Source organism: bacterium (genome assembly GCA_036382775.1).
GTDB lineage: Bacteria > Hydrothermota > Tepidihabitantia > SM23-42 > JAOAFX01 > DASVHD01.
Map to the genome: position 1 here is coordinate 13,803 of DASVHD010000033.1, position 22,977 is coordinate 36,779.

Below are 22,977 nucleotides of genomic sequence, written 5' to 3' on the forward strand. Positions count from 1 at the left end.
GCCTGCGGACTTTTTATGGTTTTTGTAGTGGCAGACCTCGGTCTGCTGGATTTCTTCTTCATTGACAAGTATTGAAAAATGGATTTAATTAGGCATGAGGAGGTTTTTTAAATGAAATATTGGCAGCATCCGGGCGGGAAATTACGCGACAAAGGAGCGGACACGCTTACCGATGCAGAGCTTTTAGCCATTCTTATATCTTCTGGCATAAAGGGTAAACCAGCGGAAAAAATAGCTCAAGAAATTCTTAATCGCTTCGGTTCTTTCAAGGGTATGGCTAATCAGCCATTGAGCAAATTACTTGAGATTAAAGGTCTGGGTGATGTAAAAACTATTAGAATCGCGGCAGCCTTTGAAATCGCCAAAAGAATAGTAGGGCAGGTAATAAAAGAGAATGAAAAGTAAAATAAAAGGAAAAACAGCAAGAATACCAAGTCCGTTTGACACAACCATTCATAAAACAGAGCCGACGGCTGTGGCGGTTCTGATGCATTGGATGCGAGAGATCATCGAAAAAGAAAATATTGACCTGGGGCCACCGGACGTGGAAACTACTGGAGCGGATAGGAAAAAACCGGATGCGGTCATCTATGAATCAAGGCGCAGTCAGAATGTTCTGTGCGTGATTGAGGCAAAGGCACCTTATTATGACGTCTTTGATGAAAAAGAACTGAAAAAACCTGCGTGGGAAAAAGCAAATCAGAGAAAAGCCAGATATTTTGCCACGACTAATTTCAAGAAACTCATTTGGTTTGATACTAGAAAAACAAATGAACTTGCATCTGAAGAACAGCAAATTGTCAATAAATATAATCTATCAGAAATCGAGAACCTCGATGAGATCGAACAAGCGAATTTCAGCGAACCCATTAAAAGAGGATTGAAAAGCTTTCTTATTGAGCTCTATGAGGTTCATAATAAGAAAAAAACAATACCAAAGCAGGCTATAGACGAGTTTTTAGTACTAAGACTTCAGGAAAAAATAAGAGTTCTTGCTAAGTATTATAAACGAATAATTGATGACAAATGCCATAAAGACACGTCGTTTAAGCAAACGCTTAAAAAATGGTTTATCGAACAAGGTTGGAATTTTACTATGCTTGATTCGGATTTCGAAAAAGCTGCAAGGCAGACCGCTTATCTGTTAATCAACAAAATTTTATTCTATGATCTTCTTCAGGCCAAACGACCAGGCGACCTTGACCCGCTTGATATTCCGGATAGCCTAACTAAAGGCGAATTGCTGCAGACTACGCTGCAGGGCTATTTTAAGCAAGTTTTAAAAATTGATTATGAAACCATCTATACCACTGACTTTATTGACACTCAAGCTTTCCCCGACCAAAAGGAAGTTGTAAAAGAAATCAGGGAATTGATTAATGTTCTAAAAAGATACGACTTTTCAAAAATAAGATATGAAATTATTGGCAGAATTTTTGAACAGCTTATTCCACCGGATGAAAGACACAACCTTGGTCAGTATTTCACAAATCCTGATATCGTCGATCTTATTTTGCGGTTTTGTCACCATCATGAGGATGATAAAGTCCTTGACCCGGCGTGCGGAGCCGGGACATTCCTTGTCCGTGCCTATCAGCATAAAGTACTAATGAACCAACGAAAGGAACATCAGGACTTACTCGATACGCTCTGGGGAGTTGACATCGCTAAATTCCCGGCCCATCTCTCCACGATCAACCTTGCAATTAATAAATTAGAGGCAGGCAAAAACTACCCTAATATTATCAAAGATGACTTCTTTGCACTGCTCATGGTGCATGATGGTTTTGAAGCGCCTGAAACCTGGCGAAAAACAAGGGCAGTCACTCTTGGTATTGAAGAAAGAGAGATCACCTATCCACGCTGGTTCGATTTGGTAATCGGCAATCCTCCTTATACACGACAGGAAGAGATACCTGATATCGGCGTTGACAAACAAAGACTCATAGATAGCGCCTTAAAAGATCCATCGGGACGCAAAATAGCGGAAATCGGCAGGCGTGCGGGTATCCATTCATACTTCTTCGTTCACGGGACCAAATTTTTGAAAGATGGCGGGCATTTCGGTTTTATCGTATCAGATTCCTGGCTTGATGCAGATTATGGTAAAGGTTTGCAGGAGTTTTTTCTTGGCAATCATAAAATCATAGCCATCATTGCGTCCAAAATAGAGAGGTGGTTTGCAGCAGCGGACATCAACACATGCATCGTGATACTGCAGAAATGCAAAGACAAGAAAGCGCGTGATGAGAATATCGTTCGCTTTGTTTATCTCAAAACGCCATTACGTAGTTTTATTCCACCGGCACAGGATATGTGGGAAAAACAGGTTACGCGTCGGGATGAGGTTGATAAACTGAAAAAAACTATACTAGGACACAGCGATTTCTATGAAAATGACGAATTAAGAATCTATCCCAAAAAACAGAATGAATTATGGGAAGAAGGATATGATCGCGAAACAAGAGACTATATCGGCTCAAAATGGGGAAAATATCTGAGGGCACCAGCGATATTCTTTAGGATATTAGAAAAAGGAAAAGGCAAACTTGTGCCATTGAAAGAAATTGCTGATGTGCGATTTGGTATTAAAACTGGTGCGAATAAATTTTTCTATTTAACCGAAGAAGAGATAAAAAACAAAAAAATTGAGAAAGAATTCTGGATGCATAAAGATAAAAAAGGCAAATGGGTACCGGATAAAGTTTTTGTGAAGGCAAATGAATTACGCAAGCCTATAGTCGAGCCTAGTTTACTCAGATATAATGTTCTCTTTATAAACAAACATAAGGAAAAACTTAATGGAACAAACATCTTACGGTATATAAATAAGGGCCAGCAAGCAGGTTATAATCAGCGACCAACTTGTGCAACCCGTGAGCCAGGCAGACCATGGTTTGATCTTGGCGAAAACATAGACGATATTATTGCTTTTCCTGAACGTATAAGAATGCGTCATATAGTTTTTTATAATCCTGAAAGAATTGCGCTAAATAAGAATTTATACGGTGTTGAGCCCCGCACCAAAAGTGCTTCAATTTTAATTGCATTAGTATTGAATTCTACGCTAACCGCTTTTTATAGCGAGCTATTTGCCCGACAACCTGGTGGTGGAGGAGGACCATTAGACATAGATGTATATGTGGCTGCTGCAACTAATATACCATCATTGGATTGTTTGAAAAAATTCAAGAATAAAATTAGGCGAATTAAGATTTTAGACAGACCAATAGATAATATCATCGCTGAAATCGGAGCATCATCGCCCGAGAAAGCATCCCTTGATAAAATAAAACCTGACCGCAGGGAATTGGATAAGATCATCATGGGCAATATTCTTGGATTAACCGATGAAGAACAGCTTGAGGTTTATAAAGCAGTCATTGATTTGGTTAAGTCAAGAATTGAAAAAGCAAAAAGTGTTGAGAAGCAGGACAAAGCAAAGGACGGGGTGAATATAAATGCATTGAAAAAAATTATTGTGGAGCAAATCGAAAAGGAGTGAAATAGGCAGGTAATAATGAAAACAATCGGGGCGTTTTATAAAGAAAAGATATTATCATTGCCCAAGAAAACGATAAGCAAGAGAGAGCTACCATCAAATTCAGATGATGTCAAGGTGGAAAAGGATTTGTTTGGCTGGAAGGTTATCGCCGGCAAAAATCATATAGTTTGCCGTTCCGATGTTGAAGCGCGTTACCTCAAGGTTTTTATCGATGCCGGTATGATGGAAATTTTTGTCCCCAAAGACGATAAATATTTGCATGAGATATTACCCGAACTGGAACGCCTCAAATCGAGAATCGACGAAATTATTGATTCGTATATAGACGGTATCCTTGACCGCAAAATCCGGGAGCAAGTAAGAAACGAAGTCTATATAGAGATCACCAAGTAGTACGAAATGGTTGAGTCGAGCGTTGTCAAGCATTTTTGGTCATTTCTCAATAGATATTTCAAAGAAACAGAAATTATCCATCATCATCCATTCACAATTATAGTTAATAATGATAAAAGAACTGTAAAACCAGATTTTTATATTAATGGTAACCAAAGATTACTTTTTGAATTTAAAGAATTGAAAGAATCAGATGATCCCAATAGCCATTTAGGAAGACGGCTTGATTTTATCAATAAGTCAACAGAGGAACCGACCTCTCAATTTGTGAGATCCATTAGTCCGTATATAAAAAATAAAATTTTTGAGGCGGCCGATCAATTGAAACCGGCAGAAGAACTTAAATGTCCTGCTGTTTTGGTTGTGCATTCAGGAGTCCCGGGTATATGTTGTGAATTTAATGACGGAACTTTTATGGAGGCGATGTATCATCCTGCACGTAAGGACGAAAGCGCGCGGACACCCGCAGAAATATTTCCTTACATAAGCGCAGTAGCGAATTTCAGGTGTGACACTAATAATGTCTATCATATTAAATTCTATCATAATTATTATGCTACCTGCAAATTGCCATCTGATGCACTCGACGGCTCTGAATGCGAACATTATGATGATTTTGAAGGGTGGATTGAAGATAGTGACTAGCGGAAAACCAATAACCGTTTTTCATGAAGAAATTCGAATTAATGAATCCTAAGCAACAATAAGACATGAACTATTCCTGCGGAATGGAAGCAAACCATTAAAAGCTGGAAGTAAATGCATTGCATTGGAATTGAGACTGCGCCTGGGAATGCCTGAGATTGCTTCGCACAAGAACTACTCGCAATGACAGAATTCGTTTAGATCATTGGGATTTAGGATTTTGAATTTGTTCAGGGTTTTGATATTAGGAACTCGGCTTTAAATTATCCCCATCAATAAAAATATATGGAAGATGTGAAAAGACATATCTGTTCCCCCCTTGACAAGTAACAATACGTGTTTATACTTAAACATCAATAAAGTTTTATTAGAAGCGGATATCTGAGAAAAGGAAAAGGATAAGGAGGCATAATGAGCGTTATTATGGTGGGTCTTCTCTTTCTAACCGGTGTGAATTTCCCGATCTGTACCGAAAGTACAAATAGCCAATACTACCCTGCTATATTATTCGCCAACAACCAGTTCTACGCTTTCTGGGCGGACGCCCGTTATTACAACGCCGATTACACCTACTGTCTTTATGGCGCACGCGTCACGAACACCGGGACAGTTCTTGATGTCGACGGCAAGATGCTGTTCCGCGACAGCTGCATATCCAAGCCCAATGTCGCCCATGACGGCGCCAACTGCATGGCGGTCTTCCGCAACGGATGCTGAAGTTACGGCGATATCGTGGGGGTGCGTGTCACTCCCAACTGCGACAGCATTAATTCGATCACCATATCCGCCGCGACCGGTATTCAATTCCTGGCCGACGTGGCATTCGGCGGCGGCATCTACATGGTCATCTGGAGCGACGCCCGCGCTGGCAGCGGTTACCAGATCTACGCAGCCCGGGTCACGCCGGCTGGCTCAGTGCTTGATCCAAGCGGCATCCAGATCGGACCCGCGACCGCTTCATACCAGTATTTTCCGTCCATTGTCTATGACGGAACAAGGTTTTTCTCCGTCTGGGGATATTATTTATCACCGTACGCAGTAACCGGCAGGTTTATTAATACCAATGGTACGCCTTACGGCGACACGATCCAGCTGGCGGCGGCGTCAACCTATGTCTATGGGACGCGCCTTGCTTATAGCGGTTCAAATTACCTCGTGTCCTGGATGGAATACGGCGGCGCCAATCTGCTTAAAGGGTTGATCGTATCGACCAGCGGCACGCCGATCGGCAGCCCGTTCACGATCGCCGATACGGTTATGTACATGTCGTCGGGATTGCGCTGGGACGGAGGCAAATACCTCGTCACATACTGCCGTGCAAGCGGCGGCTATTACCAGGTTTTTGGCCGATATTATGACGTTGCGGGTTCGCCCGTGGGTGCTCCGTTCAATATTTCCAACACGCCCTACAACTGCTACTATGCCGATTTTGTTCCGGGTAACGGACGTTTCCTGAACCTCTGGTCAGAATATCGATCAACCTACGATATTTATGGAAACGTGGACTTTCTGATCGATGTTGAGGAAGGCGCGGATAATGGCAGGCAGACCGACCTTAAACTCAGGACCAGCATCGTGCAGAATTCGATCGAAATTATCGGCGCTGGTGACCGGCAGATCAGGATCTATGACCGCACCGGCCGTCTGTTAGGCTCGACGAACAACGGATGCTTTAACTGTACAGGGCTTGAAAGTGGGGTTTATTTTGTCAAAGCGTCTACCGGAGAACAGTTCAAGGTCATAAAGGTCAAATAACTGCGTATACGAACCCATGCAAAAAGGGCATTCTTTACGAATGCCCTTTTTGTTTTAGTGCGATTGTTTCACAGTAATAATTCAACATTTAACCATTTATTTACTTTATCCAAATATTTTTTTAGTCAGCCTCGCGATCTTGTGACCATAGATCTCGCAGATCACCGCCGCCTTTTTATCCGGCGCTCCCAGCGCCGCCGGTCCGTAGTGACAGTCGCTGGCATCACCCTGGACGATCATGCCGTGGATCTGGAACGCCTTGAGTATCGACAGGATAGTCGTCTCGGCACCGCAGGCGATCCCGCCGCTGGACGTGAACGCGCCGCCGACCTTGCCGGTCAGTCTTCCGTGAACCTTGACGCTGTCATCGAAAAATTTCTTCACTTCGGCAGACATCATTCCGTAATACGTCGGCGAACCGATGATGATGCCGTGGTATTTCAGTAATTCAGATGGCTTGACCCTGCGAACATCCTTGACCACTGTTTCCGCGCCTTCCTTTTTCACGCCCTTCGCGATCAGGTTCGCCATCTTTTTGGTATTCCCGCTTCTCGAATAATACCCGATCAGTATTTTGAACTGTTTAGACATAAAGATCTCCTTTCACAGCAGTAGCAGCATTAAAGCACTAATCAATAGGCAATAAAATCCAAAAATATAAAAATGTTTTTTTACTAACCCGCTCAACAAACGCAGCGCGACCAGACCCACTACCAGACTTACCAGAAGCCCCGCGAACATTTCAACCGGATGGCCGAAACCGCTAGTGCCTTTGAGTTCAAGGAGATTTGCGCCTAGGATCGCCGGCAATGACATGATGAAAGAAAACTTGAATGCCTGGACCGGTTCGACACCGGAGAACATCGCCGATGATATGGTCAGACCCGAACGCGATAGTCCCGGAAAAACCGCAAACATTTGTCCAACCCCGATCACTATCGCCTGGATAAATCCGACACGCTTCGTACCTTTTGACACGAGCGACGTGAATAGGACGCAGGCGCCGCTCAGGCCCAAAAATACCGCGATGATCTTCAGATCCGAAAAAGTGGACTCTATTGTTGAACGGAAAAAAAGCGCGAACAACCCTATTGGAATATTGGCGATGACAATGAACAGCAGATACCGCAGACTATCCCGGTCGCGCCTGAACACGCCGGCGATCAGTTCTGCGAGCGGTTTACGGAAATAGATAACGGTCGCCAGGAACGTCCCGAGATGCAGAAATGCCGCCATTACGACCGGTTCTTCGATCTTGAAATAATGCTCCAGTATTGCCAGGTGCCCGGAGCTCGAGACCGGCAGGAACTCGGTCAATCCCTGAACAATACCCAGCAGGATAACCTTGATCATCCCAGCATGAACCCCAGCAGCCCGACACCCATGGCGACCTTCAGTAGCGCGCTCATGAACACGAGCTCTTTATGTTCCGGTGCCTTAATGAGCCTGACAATAACGACGATAAGGACAGGGTATGAACCGACCACGACCAGTATCAGATACGCGATATTCAATATTTTGAGAAAAAACGGCACCGGGACCGCTATGCACAGCAGGATCAAACACAGAGCCCCCAGCATGAGTGCTTTTTCCTGACCCATTGCCATAGGTAGCGAGGTTGCGCCAGCGGTACGGTCGCCCTCGATATCAAGAGCATCCTTTATTATCTCGCGCGGTACGTGAATGAGCAGGGCGAAAATAAATGGGATCACGCAGTACCAATTAGCAGATATCAGGCCGCCGAGCGCGAAGCTCAAGCCCGCCAGGACCGCCACTAAAAAATTTCCGATCACGGTTTTCTTTAAAAACATCGCGTAGAGGATCAAACCTGCGATCGTGGCCCCGACCATAATAAATACTTTCCAACCTAGAAAAAAAGCCGCGATCAAAGCGGCAACGCCGATGACATTGACGATGATAAGCGCGATATTTTTGCGCGCTCTTCCCGATACCAGCGGCCGATTGGGGTTGTTGATACGGTCGATCCCGATATCCATGAGGTCATTGACGATGTTGCCGAATGCGCAGACGAAAAAAGCGACGCCGGCCGCGCTCACCAGCGCCCAGTTCCATGATATGCTCTGTCCCACCCACGCGCCGACCAGGACCGACACGAACGTTATCGCGCAGTTCACCGGTCGCACGAGCCGTATATAACCCACGGGCAATTGTATCTAGGGCGCCGATGATGTCAATGGAGATCAAAACCCAGCGCTGCCATTGTTTTACCCTTCGAGTAATCCCGAGTTTATCGAGGGAGCATCGATACCGTTTTTGCCCAAATCTATGATTTGGCTGCAAAACCGAGTATCCCACAAAGCGGGAGAAGTACCTTATAATGAAGTTCTCGACAAGCTCGAACAGTAATTAAGATTCTCTAACATTGACATATCAAATAAATTTACTATAATAACGTTTGTAGCACCAAAAAAACGAAAGCGAGATAAAATGAAGATCATGGCTATCGATTACGGCACATCCAGCGTGGGCGTCGCGCTTACCGATCCCCTGGCGGTGATCGCCCAGCCGTATCTGACCATCAAATATTCTTCGAAGAGATCTCTCATCGACCGACTTAAGTCGATCATCAAAGAAAACGAAGTCCGGCTCGTCCTCATCGGTAATCCCATATCGCACCAGGGCACCGCCACCGCGCTCTCGGAAGAGATCGCGGCTTTTGCCGGTAAGCTCGCCAGGTCAACGGGTATCGAGGTAAAGCTCTGGGACGAGCGTCTCACATCTAAGTATGCTGATGCACGGCTGCGTGAACTCGGCATGACGCGCCGGCAGCGAGCCAAAAAGATCGACCAGGTCGCCGCCGCGATCATCCTGGAGGAATACCTGCAATCCTGTCCAAGCACAGCATAAGAAACGAAAAATATGAGAAAAGGCTTTGTCATTGCGATCGTCGTCTTTGCCCTCTTTATTGTATGGATCCAGCCGTTCGACCTGGGCAAGCAGGAAGTCACGATCTCGAAGGGCGCGACCGCGCATGAGATCATGAGCGTCCTTGCGTCAAAACATATCATCCGCAGCCGGAACGAAATACTGCTATGGCTTAGGCTTCTGAACCAGGAAAAAACATTGAAGTTCGGCACCTACGAACTGGCGCGATACAAAAACCCGCTGTATTATATCCGTGAACTTTCGTTCAGCGCGGAAAAGGAGATCGTCGTCACGATCCCCGAGGGTCTCACGATCGACGAAACCGCTGCGATCCTTGAGTCAAGGGCTTTGATCGACCGAGATATTTTCACAAAGCTGTGCGCTGACCGGAAGTTCATAAAAGAAAAGGGTTATGATGCTGCCACGCTGGAAGGTTACCTGTTCCCCGACACTTATTTTTTCAGCGAATCACAGAATGAAACCACTATCTGCCGGATAATGTTAAGGAATTTCACAAACCACATGCGCGAATTGAAACTGAATGCCTCGGATTCGCTCCGGGAGATCCTGATCATCGCGTCGCTGGTCGAAAAAGAGGCCCGATTCGATGATGAACGGCCGCTGATCGCCGGCGTCTTTGTCAACCGCCTGAAGATCCGCCGTCCCCTGGAATCGTGCGCCACCGTGATCTACGCCCTCAAAGCAAGCGGGAACCCGCGCTTTGCCAACTACACGGCGCTGCTGGAAAAGGATCTGAAATTCGAATCCCCTTACAATACCTACCTGCACCCGGGCATGCCGCCCGGACCGATCTGCTCGCCCGGAGTCAGCTCGATCCAGGCCGCGCGGCAGCCGGCTTCAACCGATTACCTGTATTTCGTTCTAATGGACAACGGCCGTCATTATTTTTCCCGTTCTTATAAAGAACACCTGGCAGCCAAGGACAAGTACCGTGCTCAGGACTGATTTCGAAGATATCATAATTCAGCATACACCTTACTATGAAAGCCTCGACCAGATGAACCGCGATCGCGCGAGCTTCAATAAATATTTCGGTATCCTTCACACTCTCGCCCGGAACGACGGCCTGGTAAATGCCTTCCATCAGCGCGGCGGGAAGGAAATGGTCTTTCTGGGGAGAAAGATCTTCGTCCTCCAGAACGAGTTCGTCACCAGTTATCTCAAATTCCTGCAGGACGAATCACATTCGACGAAATGGGAGGAATTTTTCGACCGCTACAGCAAAAGCCTTTTTGATATATATGAGCGATTCACCCAGGGCGATCCGTTCAAGATCGTTATCTTCGAGATCGTGAACCGCAAGCTGCTGCGCGACCTGCTCACTAAGTACACCACCAGCGTCCCCTACGACATCAAGGTCTCGGCGCTGGAGCGTTTCGGTTCGGTCGTCAACCAGCTTTTTAACTACGTCCGGAATTCACTGACCCGGAACGTCATCATCCCGGATTCGCTTATCGTCAATTCCTACGAAAAGATCCCGTTGATGCCCAGGTGCTCTCGTAGCGAAGCGCTCAAGCTTTTATCCAAACAGCTGTTGCAGCGGGGAATGCCCGAGGTGCTGTTCAACGCCATATTCAAAGCGGTCACAACATCGTACTACTCGGAGCAAAAGTCCAAGGTCCTTTTCGATCTGGAACACAAGGAGCACCTCAATCAGGCGGTGATCAAGGAGATCTTCAATTCCGGATACTTCTTCCCCGATGAAAAAACCGCCGAGGAAGTGCTGGCGTTGATCCGGCGCCGGACCCAGGCAATGTCGGAAGCCAACACCGCTAAGAAAACCGCGGTCGAAAGCAAGATCAAGGAACTGGAAAGCAAGATCGATAAAAGGTTAAAAGAGTCGACCGTAGATCTGACAAGATCAGTACGCGATTTCTCGACCGAAGAGGCCCTTGACGGCCGTGTGCAGAACCTGAAGCGCGAAATGTTGTCGTTCGCCTACAGCCTGAAAAACCTGCGCCGCGAGCTACAGGATTACCAGCTCCGCGAGACCGAGTTTGACGGCCTGATCCGCCTGCGTTCCTCCGATCTTTCGAAGTTCATCACCAAGAACGACTGGGATCCTTTCATTATCCTCCTGCTCAACAAATACAAACCGATCGATGACGAGACAATGCAGGTCATCATCAAGGAGGTCGGCGGCGAGATCAAGGGCGACAAAAATGCGATGACGATCGTCAGCAGCCTGAAGATCCCGGGGTTTCTCAAGGACAAATATAACACGACCGAGATCAACAAACGGTTCATCATGGTCCTCGACGAGATCATACTGCCGCTTATCCAGTCGTTCTTACTGGAAGAGCTGATCGAATACTACCCCAAGATCACCGGCACGGTCTCGCAGGAAACGGTCCGTCACCTTGCTGAAGAAGCAATGGCCGGGCAGGTATCGATGATCGAGAAGGATATTGAGCAAACGCCAAGACCGGAAGAGGCGCCGGCGCTCAATATCGAGCACTACAAGAAACAAATCTCCGTGCTTGTCTATGACATCCGAGGATCCACGTTCATGGGGACGAAATTGCAGGATGCCCGTAAAGAAAACGAGATCCGGAACCTGTTCCAGGAATCAATGCTCGCGACGATCGAAAAATACGGCGGCATCCCCATCAAGGATACGGGCGATGGCGGTATTGCACTTTTCACTCAAAATCATTATGAGATCACCAATGGCAAAACGACTGAACTCGAGCCCGGCAGCGCGGTCTCGACCATGCGCTGCGCTCTGGAAATGACCCAGGGCGCGCGGCGCTTCATCGAAGAGAACATCACCAGGTACAAGGATTGGTTTAAGACCGCTGAAGAGCGGAAAATCGATTTTGAAGGAGCGACCTATGCCACCCTGCCGCCGTCTTACCAGGCGATATTCCAGATCGGCGTGGGTATCGCTTCGGGAACCTATCCCCGGGAAGTCTTCCTCGACCGGAACGCTTTCGGGGAACTGGACCTCACGGGCATGCTGGTGCGTGAAGCTTCTTTCTACTGCAAGGTCAAAGCCAAAGACAAATCCACCGTGATCTGCGACGATTCGACCGTCTATAACCTGCTGCTCAATATTGAAAAGTTCTCTTTTCTTGGCGACAGCGAACTCAAGACCAACCTTTTAAACCTTGACATCGAGCAGGGACTTGAATACTGGATCAACCAGCGCACCACCCGGCGGGGTTTCATTCTCGACCTTTACCGCATCTTCGCGACCAACCTGGGACAGGAAGTATGCCACCCTGGAAGCCTGAAGATCCTTCTCGGGATCGATGACATCGCCATCGACGAGACCGGCGAGATAAAAGACGGCAAGGGCGGACGCGGCAAGTTTTTATTTGAACTATCACAAGAGGTGCCAAAATGAACAAAGTGACGATCGTGAACCTTCAGGACTACGTCGAAGAAACCAGCCAGTACATGAAACTCGTACGTGAGCGCATTATCGACGAGGCTGACTACGAGATTAAATTTCAGGCGGTCAAAGAAGGATTGGCGTGCCTCAAGATCTCCGATGAACCGTTGAAGCCGTTTGAAGGGCGGAAAAACCTCGTCATCCACCTCGGAGCACAGCTGCCGCAATACACCGGCGCCGAACTGCCCCTTTACATCGGTCTAAAAAAAACAAATACCCCCCTGCCTGAAAACCTGGCTGAAAAATGCCCGAAGGATATCACCGCGCTGCTTGACCAGATGAAGTCCTACAAATACATCAATGAATACGCCAACGACCTGGTACGCTATTCGCTGTCGCCCGACATATTCCTGGCGATCCATAGATCGATCCTGAACTGCCGCGTCGAATCGCTAATGCCCACGCTCCTTTCCGACCTGGAACGGGTGACTTTCAAAACCCTGGATGACATTGTTAAAAAGATCCCGTCCGTTTATCTTCAGTACTTGACCCCGCCATCGTTGGGCAAGCTTATCAAGAAGATCGCGTCACTCCTGCAGGCGGACAAAGCGCGGATGAGCGACGAACTCAAGAACATCGATCTGTATGCGTCGCGCCTTAAGGAACAGATGAACGGCCTTTACCAGGAGACGAATGCCGGGTTGCAGGAGATCATGCAGAACGACGTCGAAAAGGGTTCTGATGTCGACAAGATCACGCAGCGGATCGCCAATCTTTTCGGACGCGTTGAGCGCCTTTTCCTCGGCAACATCTATCACCTCAAAGAATACGAATCAAAACGGGAGGGACTGCAGAAACTCATCAACGCCGAAGAAGAACTGAAGTACTGGGCGGATAAAAAGGTCATCGACCGCCGGAAAAAGATCAGCGAGATCTACGATGAATACCTTTTTGTCAGCAAGTACGGAACCCTGACCCAGCCGGAAGACCGCCTTTTTGTCAAGAACCTTACCCAGGCGTTCGAAGAGCTCCACCACCAGAAAAGCAAGGACCTGCCACTGCTCAATAAATTCGAACACAAGGCGCTGCTGGGTGTGGAACTGGATTTTGAAGCGGTCAGGCAAGCCTACGATGATTTCACAATAAAAACGATCGTCCCGCATTTTCTCGCGCAGTGTCTTTTCGACCTCGTGCAGTGCCTGCCGCCGAAAGGGAACGAGCCGCTCAAGGTTATCCAGGACATCGGCAACCTACGGGTGATGAACCTGCAGGGAACTAACGTCCTTGAGGTCCGTGACCGGCCGGCGCAGCCGCCGAAAGAGATCGTCTCCTACGTGGAGAATTTTCGCAAATCCATCACCGTTCTGGTCTATGACATCAGGGGTTCTTCCTACATGGGGATCAAACTCCATGATGCGCAGAAAGAACAAAAGATCAAGTACAAGTTCGCCAAGGAAATGGCGGAGATAGCAAAAAAATACAACGCGTTCCTGCTGAAAGACACCGGCGACGGCGGCATTGTCTGGTTCGCGGAGAATTCGGGTTCGCTCTACGACCATCTTTACGCGGAATCCGTCACCGGCCGCGGCACCAAGCTGAGATATTCCATATTCTCCGGCGGCGAGTTCGAGCTCAGCCCGGCGGCGGACTCGGCAAAAAGGGCGATCCTGTGCGCGCGGGATATGGTCTTGAAAGCCGAGGAATTCATCAAGGCGAATTTCATGCATTACCGGGAATGGTTCGCGGCGATCACGGAACGGACCATGGAAGTCGAAGGCGTCACGTACGCCCTGCTGCCGCCTGAATTCAAAAGCCTCTTCCGGATCGGCATCGGCCTGAGCACCGGTATCCCCGGAACTGACGTCGTCATTGCCGCGAATTCTTACGGGGACCCGGACCTCGTGGGTCCGATCCTGGCCGATGCCCATCTATACTCCATGGAGCGCCAGCCGGGCCGGTCCGTGATCATCTGCGATATGCCGACGTACATAAACCATATGCTCAACGTCGAGACCTTTGAGTACCCGATCCAGGAAAACGATTTTGAACGCTATGTCAAACTCGTCGAGGAAACAAAGAAGACCTACCACCCTTACGTGTTCGCGGATTACAAGATATCGGTCGTGCCGCGCGGCACGCATGTGCTGGAAGAAGTGAACAAGCAAAAGGCGCTCACGGATGAAAAGATCCCGGCCTTTTTTATCGGCGAGGACAAGATCATCTACAACGAACAGCGGATGAAGATAAAACCGCTCTTTGAGATCCTTAACATCCAATGAAAGCCCTGATCTACGATCCCAAGCCCGACACGCATGTCCGGCTGGCAAAGCAGCTGAGGCAACTCGGCATTGAAGCGTTCGTCGTCACAACCCTGAAAAAAATGCTCACCGAAAGCAGAAAACACCGTTACGACCTTCAGATCCTTGATGAGATCGCGCTTCGCAAGGCCACTCATCTTGAGCGTCTGTGCACGGAATTTCCCGTCATCATCATCACCAATAAGTCATCGAAGATCGACTACGAGAAAATGATCCTTACCGGGATAACCGGCTTTCTTACCCGCCCGTTCCGGCCATCGCTGCTCAAGCGCGTCGTGAACAAAGCCCTGAACAAGCGCCAGCGGGTCCTTGACAGCATGAAGAACGTCGCGTCCCTGCAGCGCAAGATCAAAGAGCTTAAGACCCTGAACGAAGTTGTCCAGGCGATCAATTCTTCCCTTGAACCGAAAGCCATTTTCCAAACGATCATGGATAAGACCGCCGACGTCATCAAAGCCGAAGCCTGGTCCGTGCTGCTGCTCGACCCCAAGACCAACGAGCTCACTTTTGAAGCGGCCGCAGGCGAAGCCGGGCAGAAACTACTGGGCTTGAGGATAAAGGTCGGCCAGGGCGTCGCCGGATGGGTCGCCCAGCACAACAAATCGCTGGTCGTGGCCGATGTCGCCAAGGATCCCCGGTTCTATGATGGTTTCGACAGAAAAACTAAGTTTATCACAAAATCGATCCTGTGCGTACCCATGAGGCACCGGAACCAGTTCATGGGGGTCGTGGAAGTCATCAACAAGATCGGCGGCGAGCCATTTACCCAGGATGACCTTGAGGTGTTCGAGAACCTCGTGGCTCACATCGCGATCGCCCTGGAGAATGCCAGTGTCTATGCAAAAATGGAACAGACAAGTTTGACCGACGACTTGACAAAACTGTACAACATCAGGTACGGCAACCAGTTCCTCGACATTTACCTGTCCAAACCCACCCAACGCCAGGCCAAACTTTCGTTGATCTTCCTGGACATCGACTATTTCAAGCTCGTGGACGACAACTATGGCCACCTGGTAGGCAGCGAGACCCTGAAACTGATCGGCGACCGGATCAAGCGCTCGATCCGGGACAAAGATGTGGCGGTGCGGTACGGCGGTGACGAGTACATAGTCATCCTGCCCGGGACCGACAAGGAAACCGCCGCTTATATTGCCGACCGTATCCGCCAGGAGATCAGCCGCGAGCCGTTCCCGGCAAGCGGCAAGAAGACTTTCCATGTTTCGGTCACGCTGGGCGTAGCGACCTACCCGGACGATGCCCGCAACCGCGACGAGCTCATCGGCGCGGCGGACCGGGCGATGTACAACGGCAAGACCACGGGCCGGAACAAGGTCGTGCTGGCGTAATTTTTTTCGCAAACAAACTTTTTTATTAGCGCAAAATCAAAACTGCAGATGTTTTACGAAACACTTTGGAATTTAGAATTTCACCTGAAATTTCATAAGAAAATCGGCATAAAACTATAAAAAGTATGGCAGATCAGTTTGTTCCGTGTATTGCACTGATCACAGTTGCATGATATTTACAAAGCAATGAAATGACATCCTTATATAAACTCTGACGGTTGCCCTTAATGTAATCACGTAAGCTATCTTCTCGCGGCGGTGACCATTTAAGCTCTACAAAAGGTGGAATTCCGTGCTTACCTTTAATATATCTTAAATCATTGATAAGAGCTTTGATGTTTTTTCATCAATACAAAAACCACCATGTCCGTAGTATCTACACTCTTTTTGATTTTGATAGGAATCATCCAAAAAAAGAATTCGCATAAATCCTTTTTTTAATCTACTGGTCACATTTATCAAACTAACATAATATAATAGTCAATATTTTTAGGAATGACTAACATATATCAAGCCCCTTTATGTCCAAAATAGAGGGGAGCAGTGCGATTGATTCCCTTACTTTTCTAATTTCTTATGTGTTTTTTTCCTTCGTGATTGGTATTTATTAAATTTCTCAGTCAAAACATATATATAATCCGTAATTGCCAAAGCGAAATCCAATATATCTTGGGCATCTTGTTTTAGTATTATTTCCTCAGTTGCGTGAGCCCCAATGTTTCCTTCTTGTCTTAATGCTTCACCCCAGCTATATAGACGATCATCTATTAGTTCTTTTTCTTTTAATTTTTTAAGACCTTCATATAATGTTTTTTTACCAGTTTTATCTTTACAAATTGCTTCTAATGCTCTGCGACACATAACAGCACTTGCTGGATACACATTCGCCTTTAAGCATTTTTGAGCGTCTCTTAAAGAATCCCTCACCAATTGCGGGATATCACCATGAAAGACGTGCGGTGGTTCAGGCCAAAGTCGCCATGGATTTTCCCATTTCGACTCGCCTCCACCACAATACATTTCTTCTGAATAACCCACCAATACATTATTACATGAAGGACATTCAAGAAAAGTATACATACAGGGTTCACATTCATCAGTCGGTGGATAGACTCGTTTAGCAAGTACTTTTGCATCAACTTTTGCTTCGCATGCAGGGCATTCAATTATCATGGTCTCCTCCTCCCCTATTATGGTTAAATTTGAGGGGATGTCAATAATTATTTACTTGAAAAGCCCCAGTAGGTCTGTAGAGTCATATCCAGGTTGCATTTTATTATATTGAACAATTAAATCCAAGGTTTTATAAAATAGGCTGTCACTAATAATTTCTTTTGTACTATATTTTTTTTGCTTTAATATCATTGATCTAACAATAATCATCAAGATAAGTATGAGGACCAAAATAATCAGGTATAGATATTTTTAAAAAATACAATTTAATTTTATATTTTCATTTTTCATTCTTTGGATAGTCCGTTTTAACGTCTCATTAATTAAAAATTTCCGCATCAATTATCAATTCTTCAGATGTATTCAATGCTGCCTTACATCCTTTTTTTATCTTATTTAAGTTTAGAATAGGATATTTGTCATACTTACGCATGTTTCACTCATTGATTACTAATAAAAAATAGATTATCGCCTTGATTCATTATCTTCATCGTCATATCAACATTCCCCGATAAAATACAATACGCCTTCCCGTCTTCCACCGCCCCAGCTGTCTTATACTCCCCTGTCACCTGTCCCCCGTATCGATCATCCTGCCATTCCGCCAAACCTTTTCCACTCACCATTGGCAGTATAGCTGATATGTCGGTGCCGTGTGGATCCTCTATACGCTTACGCTGGATATCACTATTGGTAAGGGGGTAATAGAGGAGTTCGATTGTCATCTGTAGTTCAAACAAATAATTTCATATCCACATTTTGCATACATTTTTTAATATATTTGATACTTTCTTCATTAGTGTATTTAAGAAGATCATGCGAATAAGACAATTTTTTATATAAAATTGTGGCGATTTCCTTTACCCAATATGTCATGCTCATTTGCACTATATCGCCATTTATTGCTTTCGCCATTTCCCTAATTCTACTCCCTTCACCAATTCTATCGACAATTATTATTGTTGACATGTAGTACTTCTGTCGTCCATATTCAATTTCTCTTTCAAAACGAGATACTTTATCTAGAGAAATTTCTGTATTACCAGGACCAATAAATCCAATATCAAATCTTGCACCGACACCTGGTTTTAATAATACTGTAGCATCGCTTTCTCTCTTATTGTTTCTTTCAGATAACCAAAATAATTTACTGCTAATGTTTTTGTTAGATTCATTTCGTATATTGAATCCTAATATTGTTAACAAAGATCCTAAAATTAGTTTTTCAAAAAACTTTCCATACATCGATTTTTCAGAACCACGAATAGATAAAGTTTGAGTACCGATAGCTGTAAATAATTGTAATAATTCTGGCCATTTCAGAAAATATTTTTGATTATTTTTGTCTATTAGTTCGGTTGTAATTTCTCCAAATGTATTAATAGATTCTTTAACACTTTTTTGTAAGGCTTCGTTCAAATCATTCAAATATGGTAATAATTCTGTATCATCGCTACGCAATACATTTTGTATACCCTTTCCAGTTAATCCAATAATCCAATTCAGAAATATTTTGCTTTCTTTATCAAGATGAACATTTTTTAATTCATCTGCTACAAGATCATTAAGATTATTGCAAAAATCTTCTATATTATTTAAACAATGAATATAAGTAATAAGCATTGATGCATTCGATAAATTTAATCTTCTTCTTGTTAAGCTTTCAGTTAAAGCACGAACATTGCCTCCAGACAGAACTGATATTACGACATTTCTTATTACATCATCTCCAAGTTTATCGATAATTTCTTTGCCCGAATAATTGGAAAGGTCTTTGCCAATTTTGGGTATATAATGCGATATTGTTCGTTTTTTATCCATTTTTTTTATCTTCAAAGTTTAAATATTCCTGTGTCTTTGTTGGTGGTGAAGTATTGATCCAATTTATTATATCAATTTTGCCTGATGTCCAACTTATAGATAATTTTTTTATCTCATCGACATAATGTGAATTAATTTCAAAAAGAACAAAGCGCCTATTTGTTCTAACGGCAGCCGAACCTACTGTACCGATACCAGCAAATGGATCTAATACAACATCATTTATAAATGAATAATACTTTATTACTTTTTCAGCTAATACCAGAGGAAAGATTGCAGGATGTTTCTTAGAGTAGGATGGATGTATCTTCCAAATGTTCGTCACATCATACCCATCATCTATTTTAGAATCTTTAACATTCTTTTGATTGGGATGTTTCCTTATATGCCAATCAATAAGTTTCTCAGTTGCTTTTCTATATACTAAAATATATTCTGTAACAGGAACTGGTTTATACTGTAAAGGATTGCGGTCCGCAGCGAACCTTCTTCCTCTCCCGGTTGCCCACCCCGCACCTTCTGGTTTTACCCATATAATATCATCAACAAATTCATAACCCACTTCATTGAATAATCGATGAAAATCAAAGGGAACCGCAATGCGCTTCGAAGATTCATTTCTACTGGATCGTCTTATTAAAATTGGCGATATATTAATAACAAAAAATCTACCTTCGTTAAGTACTCGATGGCATTGTTTTAGTATTCTTTTCATTTTCTCCAAATAATCATTATAAGATATATAGTCAGCATATTCCGGTCTCGCATTATAGTATGGTGGAGATGTAAAAATTAAATCTACTGATTCAGCTGGTGTCTCTTGAAGCAATACTTCGGAATCGCCCAAACCCACAGTATTACGAAGATTCGATATTTTCGGTAAATCACCATTAGAAATTCTGAATTTTTTTCTTTTTTTTCTTCCCAGTAGTCGATCTTCCAATACTTCCTTTTTTGTGGATTTGGATGTGACAATTAAGCTAGTTATAGCATCTATTACCACCTCACCAATCATTTCATCATTACTTTTTAAGGGAACTCTCCATATATGATAGCGGTCATCAATTTCCGGCAAACCAAAATCTACAACTGTATCTAAAGAGATATTCCTAAGATAAATTAATGCTATGCTTTTTGCCTGTTTGACATTATTAACAATATAAGTTCTACTTAGTAATTTCTTTCGTATCATATTCTATTATTGTACTATATTGTTAAATGAATGTCAATCCCTTATAAATAATAGATATTATTTATAAGACCTTGATTAATTCGCATGGATATATATAATATAGATATGAAAATTGAAGTACTATATATCCCAGCGCGAGAAGCAAATGCTAAAAATAAAATTATCAGAAAACATATTGATGTTCCACCCGAAACAAGAATTGAGGACATTCTTCCTCTTTTTTCAGCAAAGGGTTTAGCTGTTTGGCATGAGGATAAATATGGTGGCCTACTCATAGAAAATTACCATGAGGCTGGTCCAATTATGAATAATACGAAATATGCAATATTATCAGCAAATATTGAAGAAACCATAAAAAAGTTAAATGCTTATCATGATTAAGAAACTCATTATAGTGATTAGCAAGTGCATAATATTCATTCTTGATATTAGAAATGTTTTACGTAGAATATTTTATCGAATGTTACAATAATCCATTTATCTAACTCTTTTTTTCATGTTTTTTCTGATCGCCTTTCAGTATATCATTTAATAAATTTTTTATAATTAGCAGATATGCATTATCACGTTCATTTTTTGTTAAATTACTTGCTATTTGTATCGTTGTCAACAGTTCCTGAGTATGAATAAGTTGATCATGAAACTTATTTATCTGCTTTAGAGCTTCACTGTATAACCAAAAAAAAGAACCAGCGATAATTTCAACAATTGCCCCTGCAATTGTTGAATAGGCGATTATACTTGTTTTCTCAGGCGTCATGTATGTAATTATAACACCACCTGCAAATAAAATAAAACCTAGAAAACATATTAGCAATGCAGCAGTAAACGCACTACGAGCTTGCTGCTTGTTAATTGTATAGTACCCTGTAAGTTCAGCAACATTACGCCGCATTGCAGCTATCACGTCATCAGGCTGACTTTCTAGCTCAGCTAATTTTATATCACTTATTTGTTTTGTTATTACTTGTTCTTGCATAATGTTCCTACTATTTACAAGCCGACCTACAAATGTAAATATCACAATACTTGCAATTGCGCATACCAATAATATGCTGGTCAGAAATAATAGCATTGCATTCATTATTCTCCTTTCAAAAAGGCAAAGTTAATTATAAATTGTTTTGCCTTGTCACATAATTTACAAATATTTATTTACTATGCGTAATCTTAATGATTTCACCTTTTTCATCAATTGTCACTACAAGATATCTCTCAATTTTTGCGGCATCAGCGGTTTTTATTGCTTTTGTAAACCGTAGACTAGTGATTCTTTTCCTTTGCATTAGCATCCCAATAGCGAGTTTCTTACGGATTTGTGCTTGACTCTGTACAGGAATTATTTTCTGTACAATTTTGGGAATAACGCCTTTAAATTCAGGGAATTTTTTTATTATATCCTGCGCTATTTGGCTTAATCTTTTTGTATCAAGCATCCTACCTCCTCCCCATAATAATATTTTCTCTCATTTATTTTGTATTCAACCTTATTGTTGGGTCCCCATATAAAACAAATTGAAGCAATGTCTTTTGATCATCATCATCCAAAAATCCATGTCGTCGTATAGATTTGCGAGCGATATCACTTTTTGCATTCTTTAGGCTTTCACCAATAGCAACACCCTGCTTGACATATTCAAAAAAGTATTTCACCAGCAAATCAGCTTCACTAGAGGGTGGTGTTGCAGGTCCATAGGCTATCGTTGTAGATCCACAAAAACATAACACGTCATTTTGGTTTAGGAATTTCAAGCTTATTGCATTTTTATCTGACTTTTTTATAATGTACGCACCATAACATGCTTCGGAAGCTACGACGCCACCTGCATTCACAACATTATCCGGCTTTAAAGCAATGGGATATTCATCACCATCCTGACCATACCAGTTTGCAGATTCATTACTACCATGGACATTGAAATATAAGTAGTCTTTATCATTTAACCATACTGCTTTGATAAAATCACTGGTTACCGGTGGCGATACTTTTAAATCCTTAACTTTTCCTATTTGTCGATATACATTTTCTGAAGCTTTTTCCCACATTCTAGCTGTCAGCCCAAATGCTTTCCTAGTCCGATGCCCTGACTTTTTTTGGAGTAATTTGATAATGAAGTCTGTATCTTTATTATCAGGGATACGAGCACAAATGCGCTCAGGTATTAAAAAATCATCATCTCTTGATGCGTAAGGATTATCAGACAAAACCCATGCATCACTATCATCACATGGATTAGTCAATCGGAAAAAGGGAACAACTGCATCGCCACCGATTATCAATAATATATTTATTATCCCCCATTTTTTTTCAACATCAAGAATGAACTTACGTATTGCTTTAGCACTTTTTCTGACTGGTCTTATTTTGAATTTATTGGGTACATCATAATATAGTAAACATGTATCATAATCAGCTCTTCTTTCAGCACAATAAACCTTGAGCACCTTTTCAAAAGCTATAATATTACTACAATTTTTTTGGAGTGCCACTTTCCCACTTAAAATTAACATTCGCTTACAATCATTTTTTAATAACATGGGGGGATTATATTCAAATCGTCCGATTAGTCAAGAAGGAGATA

22 protein-coding genes are annotated in these 22,977 nt (G+C 43.7%); 12 read left to right on the forward strand and 10 right to left on the reverse strand.

Going from position 1 to position 22,977, the window contains the following annotated elements; translation table 11 throughout:
- Positions 1–111: 111 nt before the first annotated feature.
- From VF399_07370 to VF399_07395, 6 genes are all read left to right on the forward strand, one after another.
- Positions 112–405: a UPF0758 domain-containing protein gene (locus VF399_07370; GenBank protein HEX7320157.1), complete on the forward strand. Its 294-nt coding sequence runs from the start codon at positions 112–114 to the stop codon at positions 403–405.
- Positions 395–3,505, forward strand: a complete 3,111-nt coding sequence (locus VF399_07375; GenBank protein HEX7320158.1) for an N-6 DNA methylase — start codon at positions 395–397, stop codon at positions 3,503–3,505. Before VF399_07370 ends, VF399_07375 begins: the two co-directional genes overlap by 11 nt.
- Before the next feature lie 15 nt (positions 3,506–3,520).
- Positions 3,521–3,898, forward strand: coding sequence for a hypothetical protein (locus VF399_07380; GenBank protein HEX7320159.1), 378 nt, complete (start codon positions 3,521–3,523; stop codon positions 3,896–3,898).
- Between the two features lie 6 nt (positions 3,899–3,904).
- The gene (locus VF399_07385; protein ID HEX7320160.1) at positions 3,905–4,543 is read left to right on the forward strand and encodes a hypothetical protein; all 639 of its coding nucleotides are present in this window, start codon (positions 3,905–3,907) and stop codon (positions 4,541–4,543) included.
- 411 nt (positions 4,544–4,954) lie between these two features.
- The gene (locus VF399_07390) at positions 4,955–5,260 is read left to right on the forward strand and encodes a hypothetical protein (protein HEX7320161.1); all 306 of its coding nucleotides are present in this window, start codon (positions 4,955–4,957) and stop codon (positions 5,258–5,260) included.
- A 15-nt stretch (positions 5,261–5,275) separates the two neighbouring features.
- Positions 5,276–6,298 carry a T9SS type A sorting domain-containing protein gene (locus VF399_07395; GenBank protein ID HEX7320162.1) on the forward strand — a complete coding sequence of 341 codons (1,023 nt, stop codon included), beginning with the start codon at positions 5,276–5,278 and terminating at the stop codon, positions 6,296–6,298.
- Between the two features lie 105 nt (positions 6,299–6,403).
- Here VF399_07395 and VF399_07400 read toward each other — a convergent pair whose 3' ends face one another.
- Genes VF399_07400 through VF399_07410 form a run of 3 tightly spaced genes read right to left on the reverse strand, consistent with a single transcriptional unit; the run spans position 6,404 to position 8,460 of the window.
- Positions 6,404–6,889 carry a flavodoxin family protein gene (locus tag VF399_07400; protein HEX7320163.1) on the reverse strand — a complete coding sequence of 162 codons (486 nt, stop codon included), beginning with the start codon at positions 6,887–6,889 and terminating at the stop codon, positions 6,404–6,406.
- A gap of 12 nt (positions 6,890–6,901) precedes the next feature.
- Entirely contained in the window at positions 6,902–7,651 is a 750-nt protein-coding gene (locus tag VF399_07405) for an undecaprenyl-diphosphate phosphatase (protein ID HEX7320164.1), read from the reverse strand.
- Positions 7,648–8,460 carry a geranylgeranylglycerol-phosphate geranylgeranyltransferase gene (locus tag VF399_07410; GenBank protein ID HEX7320165.1) on the reverse strand — a complete coding sequence of 271 codons (813 nt, stop codon included), beginning with the start codon at positions 8,458–8,460 and terminating at the stop codon, positions 7,648–7,650. The genes VF399_07405 and VF399_07410 overlap by 4 nt, the downstream gene beginning before the upstream one ends.
- Before the next feature lie 286 nt (positions 8,461–8,746).
- On the opposite strand from VF399_07410, the gene ruvX reads away from it, so the two are divergent.
- Genes ruvX through VF399_07435 form a run of 5 tightly spaced genes read left to right on the forward strand, consistent with a single transcriptional unit; the run spans position 8,747 to position 16,209 of the window.
- Entirely contained in the window at positions 8,747–9,166 is a 420-nt protein-coding gene (gene ruvX, locus VF399_07415) for a Holliday junction resolvase RuvX (GenBank protein HEX7320166.1), read from the forward strand.
- Positions 9,167–9,178: 12 nt separating this feature from the next.
- Positions 9,179–10,150 (forward strand): endolytic transglycosylase MltG, encoded by a 972-nt coding sequence (gene mltG / locus VF399_07420; GenBank protein HEX7320167.1) that lies wholly within the window; start codon positions 9,179–9,181, stop codon positions 10,148–10,150.
- Complete coding sequence (locus VF399_07425) at positions 10,137–12,554, forward strand: hypothetical protein (protein ID HEX7320168.1); 2,418 nt, start codon at positions 10,137–10,139, stop codon at positions 12,552–12,554. Before mltG ends, VF399_07425 begins: the two co-directional genes overlap by 14 nt.
- Positions 12,551–14,821, forward strand: coding sequence for a hypothetical protein (locus VF399_07430; protein HEX7320169.1), 2,271 nt, complete (start codon positions 12,551–12,553; stop codon positions 14,819–14,821). Before VF399_07425 ends, VF399_07430 begins: the two co-directional genes overlap by 4 nt.
- On the forward strand, positions 14,818–16,209 hold the full coding sequence (locus tag VF399_07435; protein HEX7320170.1) for a diguanylate cyclase: 1,392 nt from the start codon (positions 14,818–14,820) through the stop codon (positions 16,207–16,209). Before VF399_07430 ends, VF399_07435 begins: the two co-directional genes overlap by 4 nt.
- A 558-nt stretch (positions 16,210–16,767) precedes the next feature.
- On the opposite strand, the gene VF399_07440 is transcribed toward VF399_07435, so the two are convergent.
- The 4 genes from VF399_07440 to VF399_07455 form a co-directional block, all read right to left on the reverse strand.
- Positions 16,768–17,382 carry a DUF4145 domain-containing protein gene (locus VF399_07440; GenBank protein HEX7320171.1) on the reverse strand — a complete coding sequence of 205 codons (615 nt, stop codon included), beginning with the start codon at positions 17,380–17,382 and terminating at the stop codon, positions 16,768–16,770.
- A 440-nt stretch (positions 17,383–17,822) separates the two neighbouring features.
- On the reverse strand, positions 17,823–18,107 hold the full coding sequence (locus VF399_07445) for a hypothetical protein (protein HEX7320172.1): 285 nt from the start codon (positions 18,105–18,107) through the stop codon (positions 17,823–17,825).
- A 7-nt stretch (positions 18,108–18,114) separates the two neighbouring features.
- Positions 18,115–19,203 carry a CfrBI family restriction endonuclease gene (locus VF399_07450; protein HEX7320173.1) on the reverse strand — a complete coding sequence of 363 codons (1,089 nt, stop codon included), beginning with the start codon at positions 19,201–19,203 and terminating at the stop codon, positions 18,115–18,117.
- Positions 19,196–20,392: a site-specific DNA-methyltransferase gene (locus tag VF399_07455; GenBank protein HEX7320174.1), complete on the reverse strand. Its 1,197-nt coding sequence runs from the start codon at positions 20,390–20,392 to the stop codon at positions 19,196–19,198. Before VF399_07455 ends, VF399_07450 begins: the two co-directional genes overlap by 8 nt.
- 108 nt (positions 20,393–20,500) lie before the next feature.
- Here VF399_07455 and VF399_07460 point away from each other — a divergent pair, with 108 nt between their 5' ends.
- Positions 20,501–20,776 (forward strand): hypothetical protein, encoded by a 276-nt coding sequence (locus tag VF399_07460; GenBank protein HEX7320175.1) that lies wholly within the window; start codon positions 20,501–20,503, stop codon positions 20,774–20,776.
- Positions 20,777–20,876: 100 nt separating this feature from the next.
- Here VF399_07460 and VF399_07465 read toward each other — a convergent pair whose 3' ends face one another.
- The 3 genes from VF399_07465 to VF399_07475 form a co-directional block, all read right to left on the reverse strand.
- The gene (locus tag VF399_07465; GenBank protein HEX7320176.1) at positions 20,877–21,374 is read right to left on the reverse strand and encodes a hypothetical protein; all 498 of its coding nucleotides are present in this window, start codon (positions 21,372–21,374) and stop codon (positions 20,877–20,879) included.
- A gap of 172 nt (positions 21,375–21,546) precedes the next feature.
- Entirely contained in the window at positions 21,547–21,831 is a 285-nt protein-coding gene (locus VF399_07470) for a hypothetical protein (GenBank protein HEX7320177.1), read from the reverse strand.
- A 34-nt stretch (positions 21,832–21,865) separates the two neighbouring features.
- The gene (locus VF399_07475; protein ID HEX7320178.1) at positions 21,866–22,933 is read right to left on the reverse strand and encodes a hypothetical protein; all 1,068 of its coding nucleotides are present in this window, start codon (positions 22,931–22,933) and stop codon (positions 21,866–21,868) included.
- Positions 22,934–22,977: the final 44 nt, after the last annotated feature.

What these genes read in the sequence shown, in the direction of transcription:
- VF399_07465 (HEX7320176.1), bottom strand. Translation starts at nt 21,374, where the DNA reads ATGCAAGAACAAGTAATAACAAAACAAATAAGTGATATAAAATTAGCT.
- VF399_07390 (HEX7320161.1), top strand. Translation starts at nt 4,955, where the DNA reads ATGAGCGTTATTATGGTGGGTCTTCTCTTTCTAACCGGTGTGAATTTC.
- VF399_07475 (HEX7320178.1), bottom strand. Translation starts at nt 22,933, where the DNA reads ATGTTATTAAAAAATGATTGTAAGCGAATGTTAATTTTAAGTGGGAAA.
- ruvX (HEX7320166.1), top strand. Translation starts at nt 8,747, where the DNA reads ATGAAGATCATGGCTATCGATTACGGCACATCCAGCGTGGGCGTCGCG.
- VF399_07460 (HEX7320175.1), top strand. Translation starts at nt 20,501, where the DNA reads ATGAAAATTGAAGTACTATATATCCCAGCGCGAGAAGCAAATGCTAAA.
- VF399_07380 (HEX7320159.1), top strand. Translation starts at nt 3,521, where the DNA reads ATGAAAACAATCGGGGCGTTTTATAAAGAAAAGATATTATCATTGCCC.
- VF399_07370 (HEX7320157.1), top strand. Translation starts at nt 112, where the DNA reads ATGAAATATTGGCAGCATCCGGGCGGGAAATTACGCGACAAAGGAGCG.
- VF399_07375 (HEX7320158.1), top strand. Translation starts at nt 395, where the DNA reads ATGAAAAGTAAAATAAAAGGAAAAACAGCAAGAATACCAAGTCCGTTT.
- VF399_07450 (HEX7320173.1), bottom strand. Translation starts at nt 19,203, where the DNA reads ATGGATAAAAAACGAACAATATCGCATTATATACCCAAAATTGGCAAA.
- VF399_07385 (HEX7320160.1), top strand. Translation starts at nt 3,905, where the DNA reads ATGGTTGAGTCGAGCGTTGTCAAGCATTTTTGGTCATTTCTCAATAGA.
- VF399_07445 (HEX7320172.1), bottom strand. Translation starts at nt 18,107, where the DNA reads ATGACAATCGAACTCCTCTATTACCCCCTTACCAATAGTGATATCCAG.
- VF399_07435 (HEX7320170.1), top strand. Translation starts at nt 14,818, where the DNA reads ATGAAAGCCCTGATCTACGATCCCAAGCCCGACACGCATGTCCGGCTG.
- VF399_07430 (HEX7320169.1), top strand. Translation starts at nt 12,551, where the DNA reads ATGAACAAAGTGACGATCGTGAACCTTCAGGACTACGTCGAAGAAACC.
- VF399_07405 (HEX7320164.1), bottom strand. Translation starts at nt 7,651, where the DNA reads ATGATCAAGGTTATCCTGCTGGGTATTGTTCAGGGATTGACCGAGTTC.
- VF399_07400 (HEX7320163.1), bottom strand. Translation starts at nt 6,889, where the DNA reads ATGTCTAAACAGTTCAAAATACTGATCGGGTATTATTCGAGAAGCGGG.
- VF399_07440 (HEX7320171.1), bottom strand. Translation starts at nt 17,382, where the DNA reads ATGATAATTGAATGCCCTGCATGCGAAGCAAAAGTTGATGCAAAAGTA.
- VF399_07470 (HEX7320177.1), bottom strand. Translation starts at nt 21,831, where the DNA reads ATGCTTGATACAAAAAGATTAAGCCAAATAGCGCAGGATATAATAAAA.
- mltG (HEX7320167.1), top strand. Translation starts at nt 9,179, where the DNA reads ATGAGAAAAGGCTTTGTCATTGCGATCGTCGTCTTTGCCCTCTTTATT.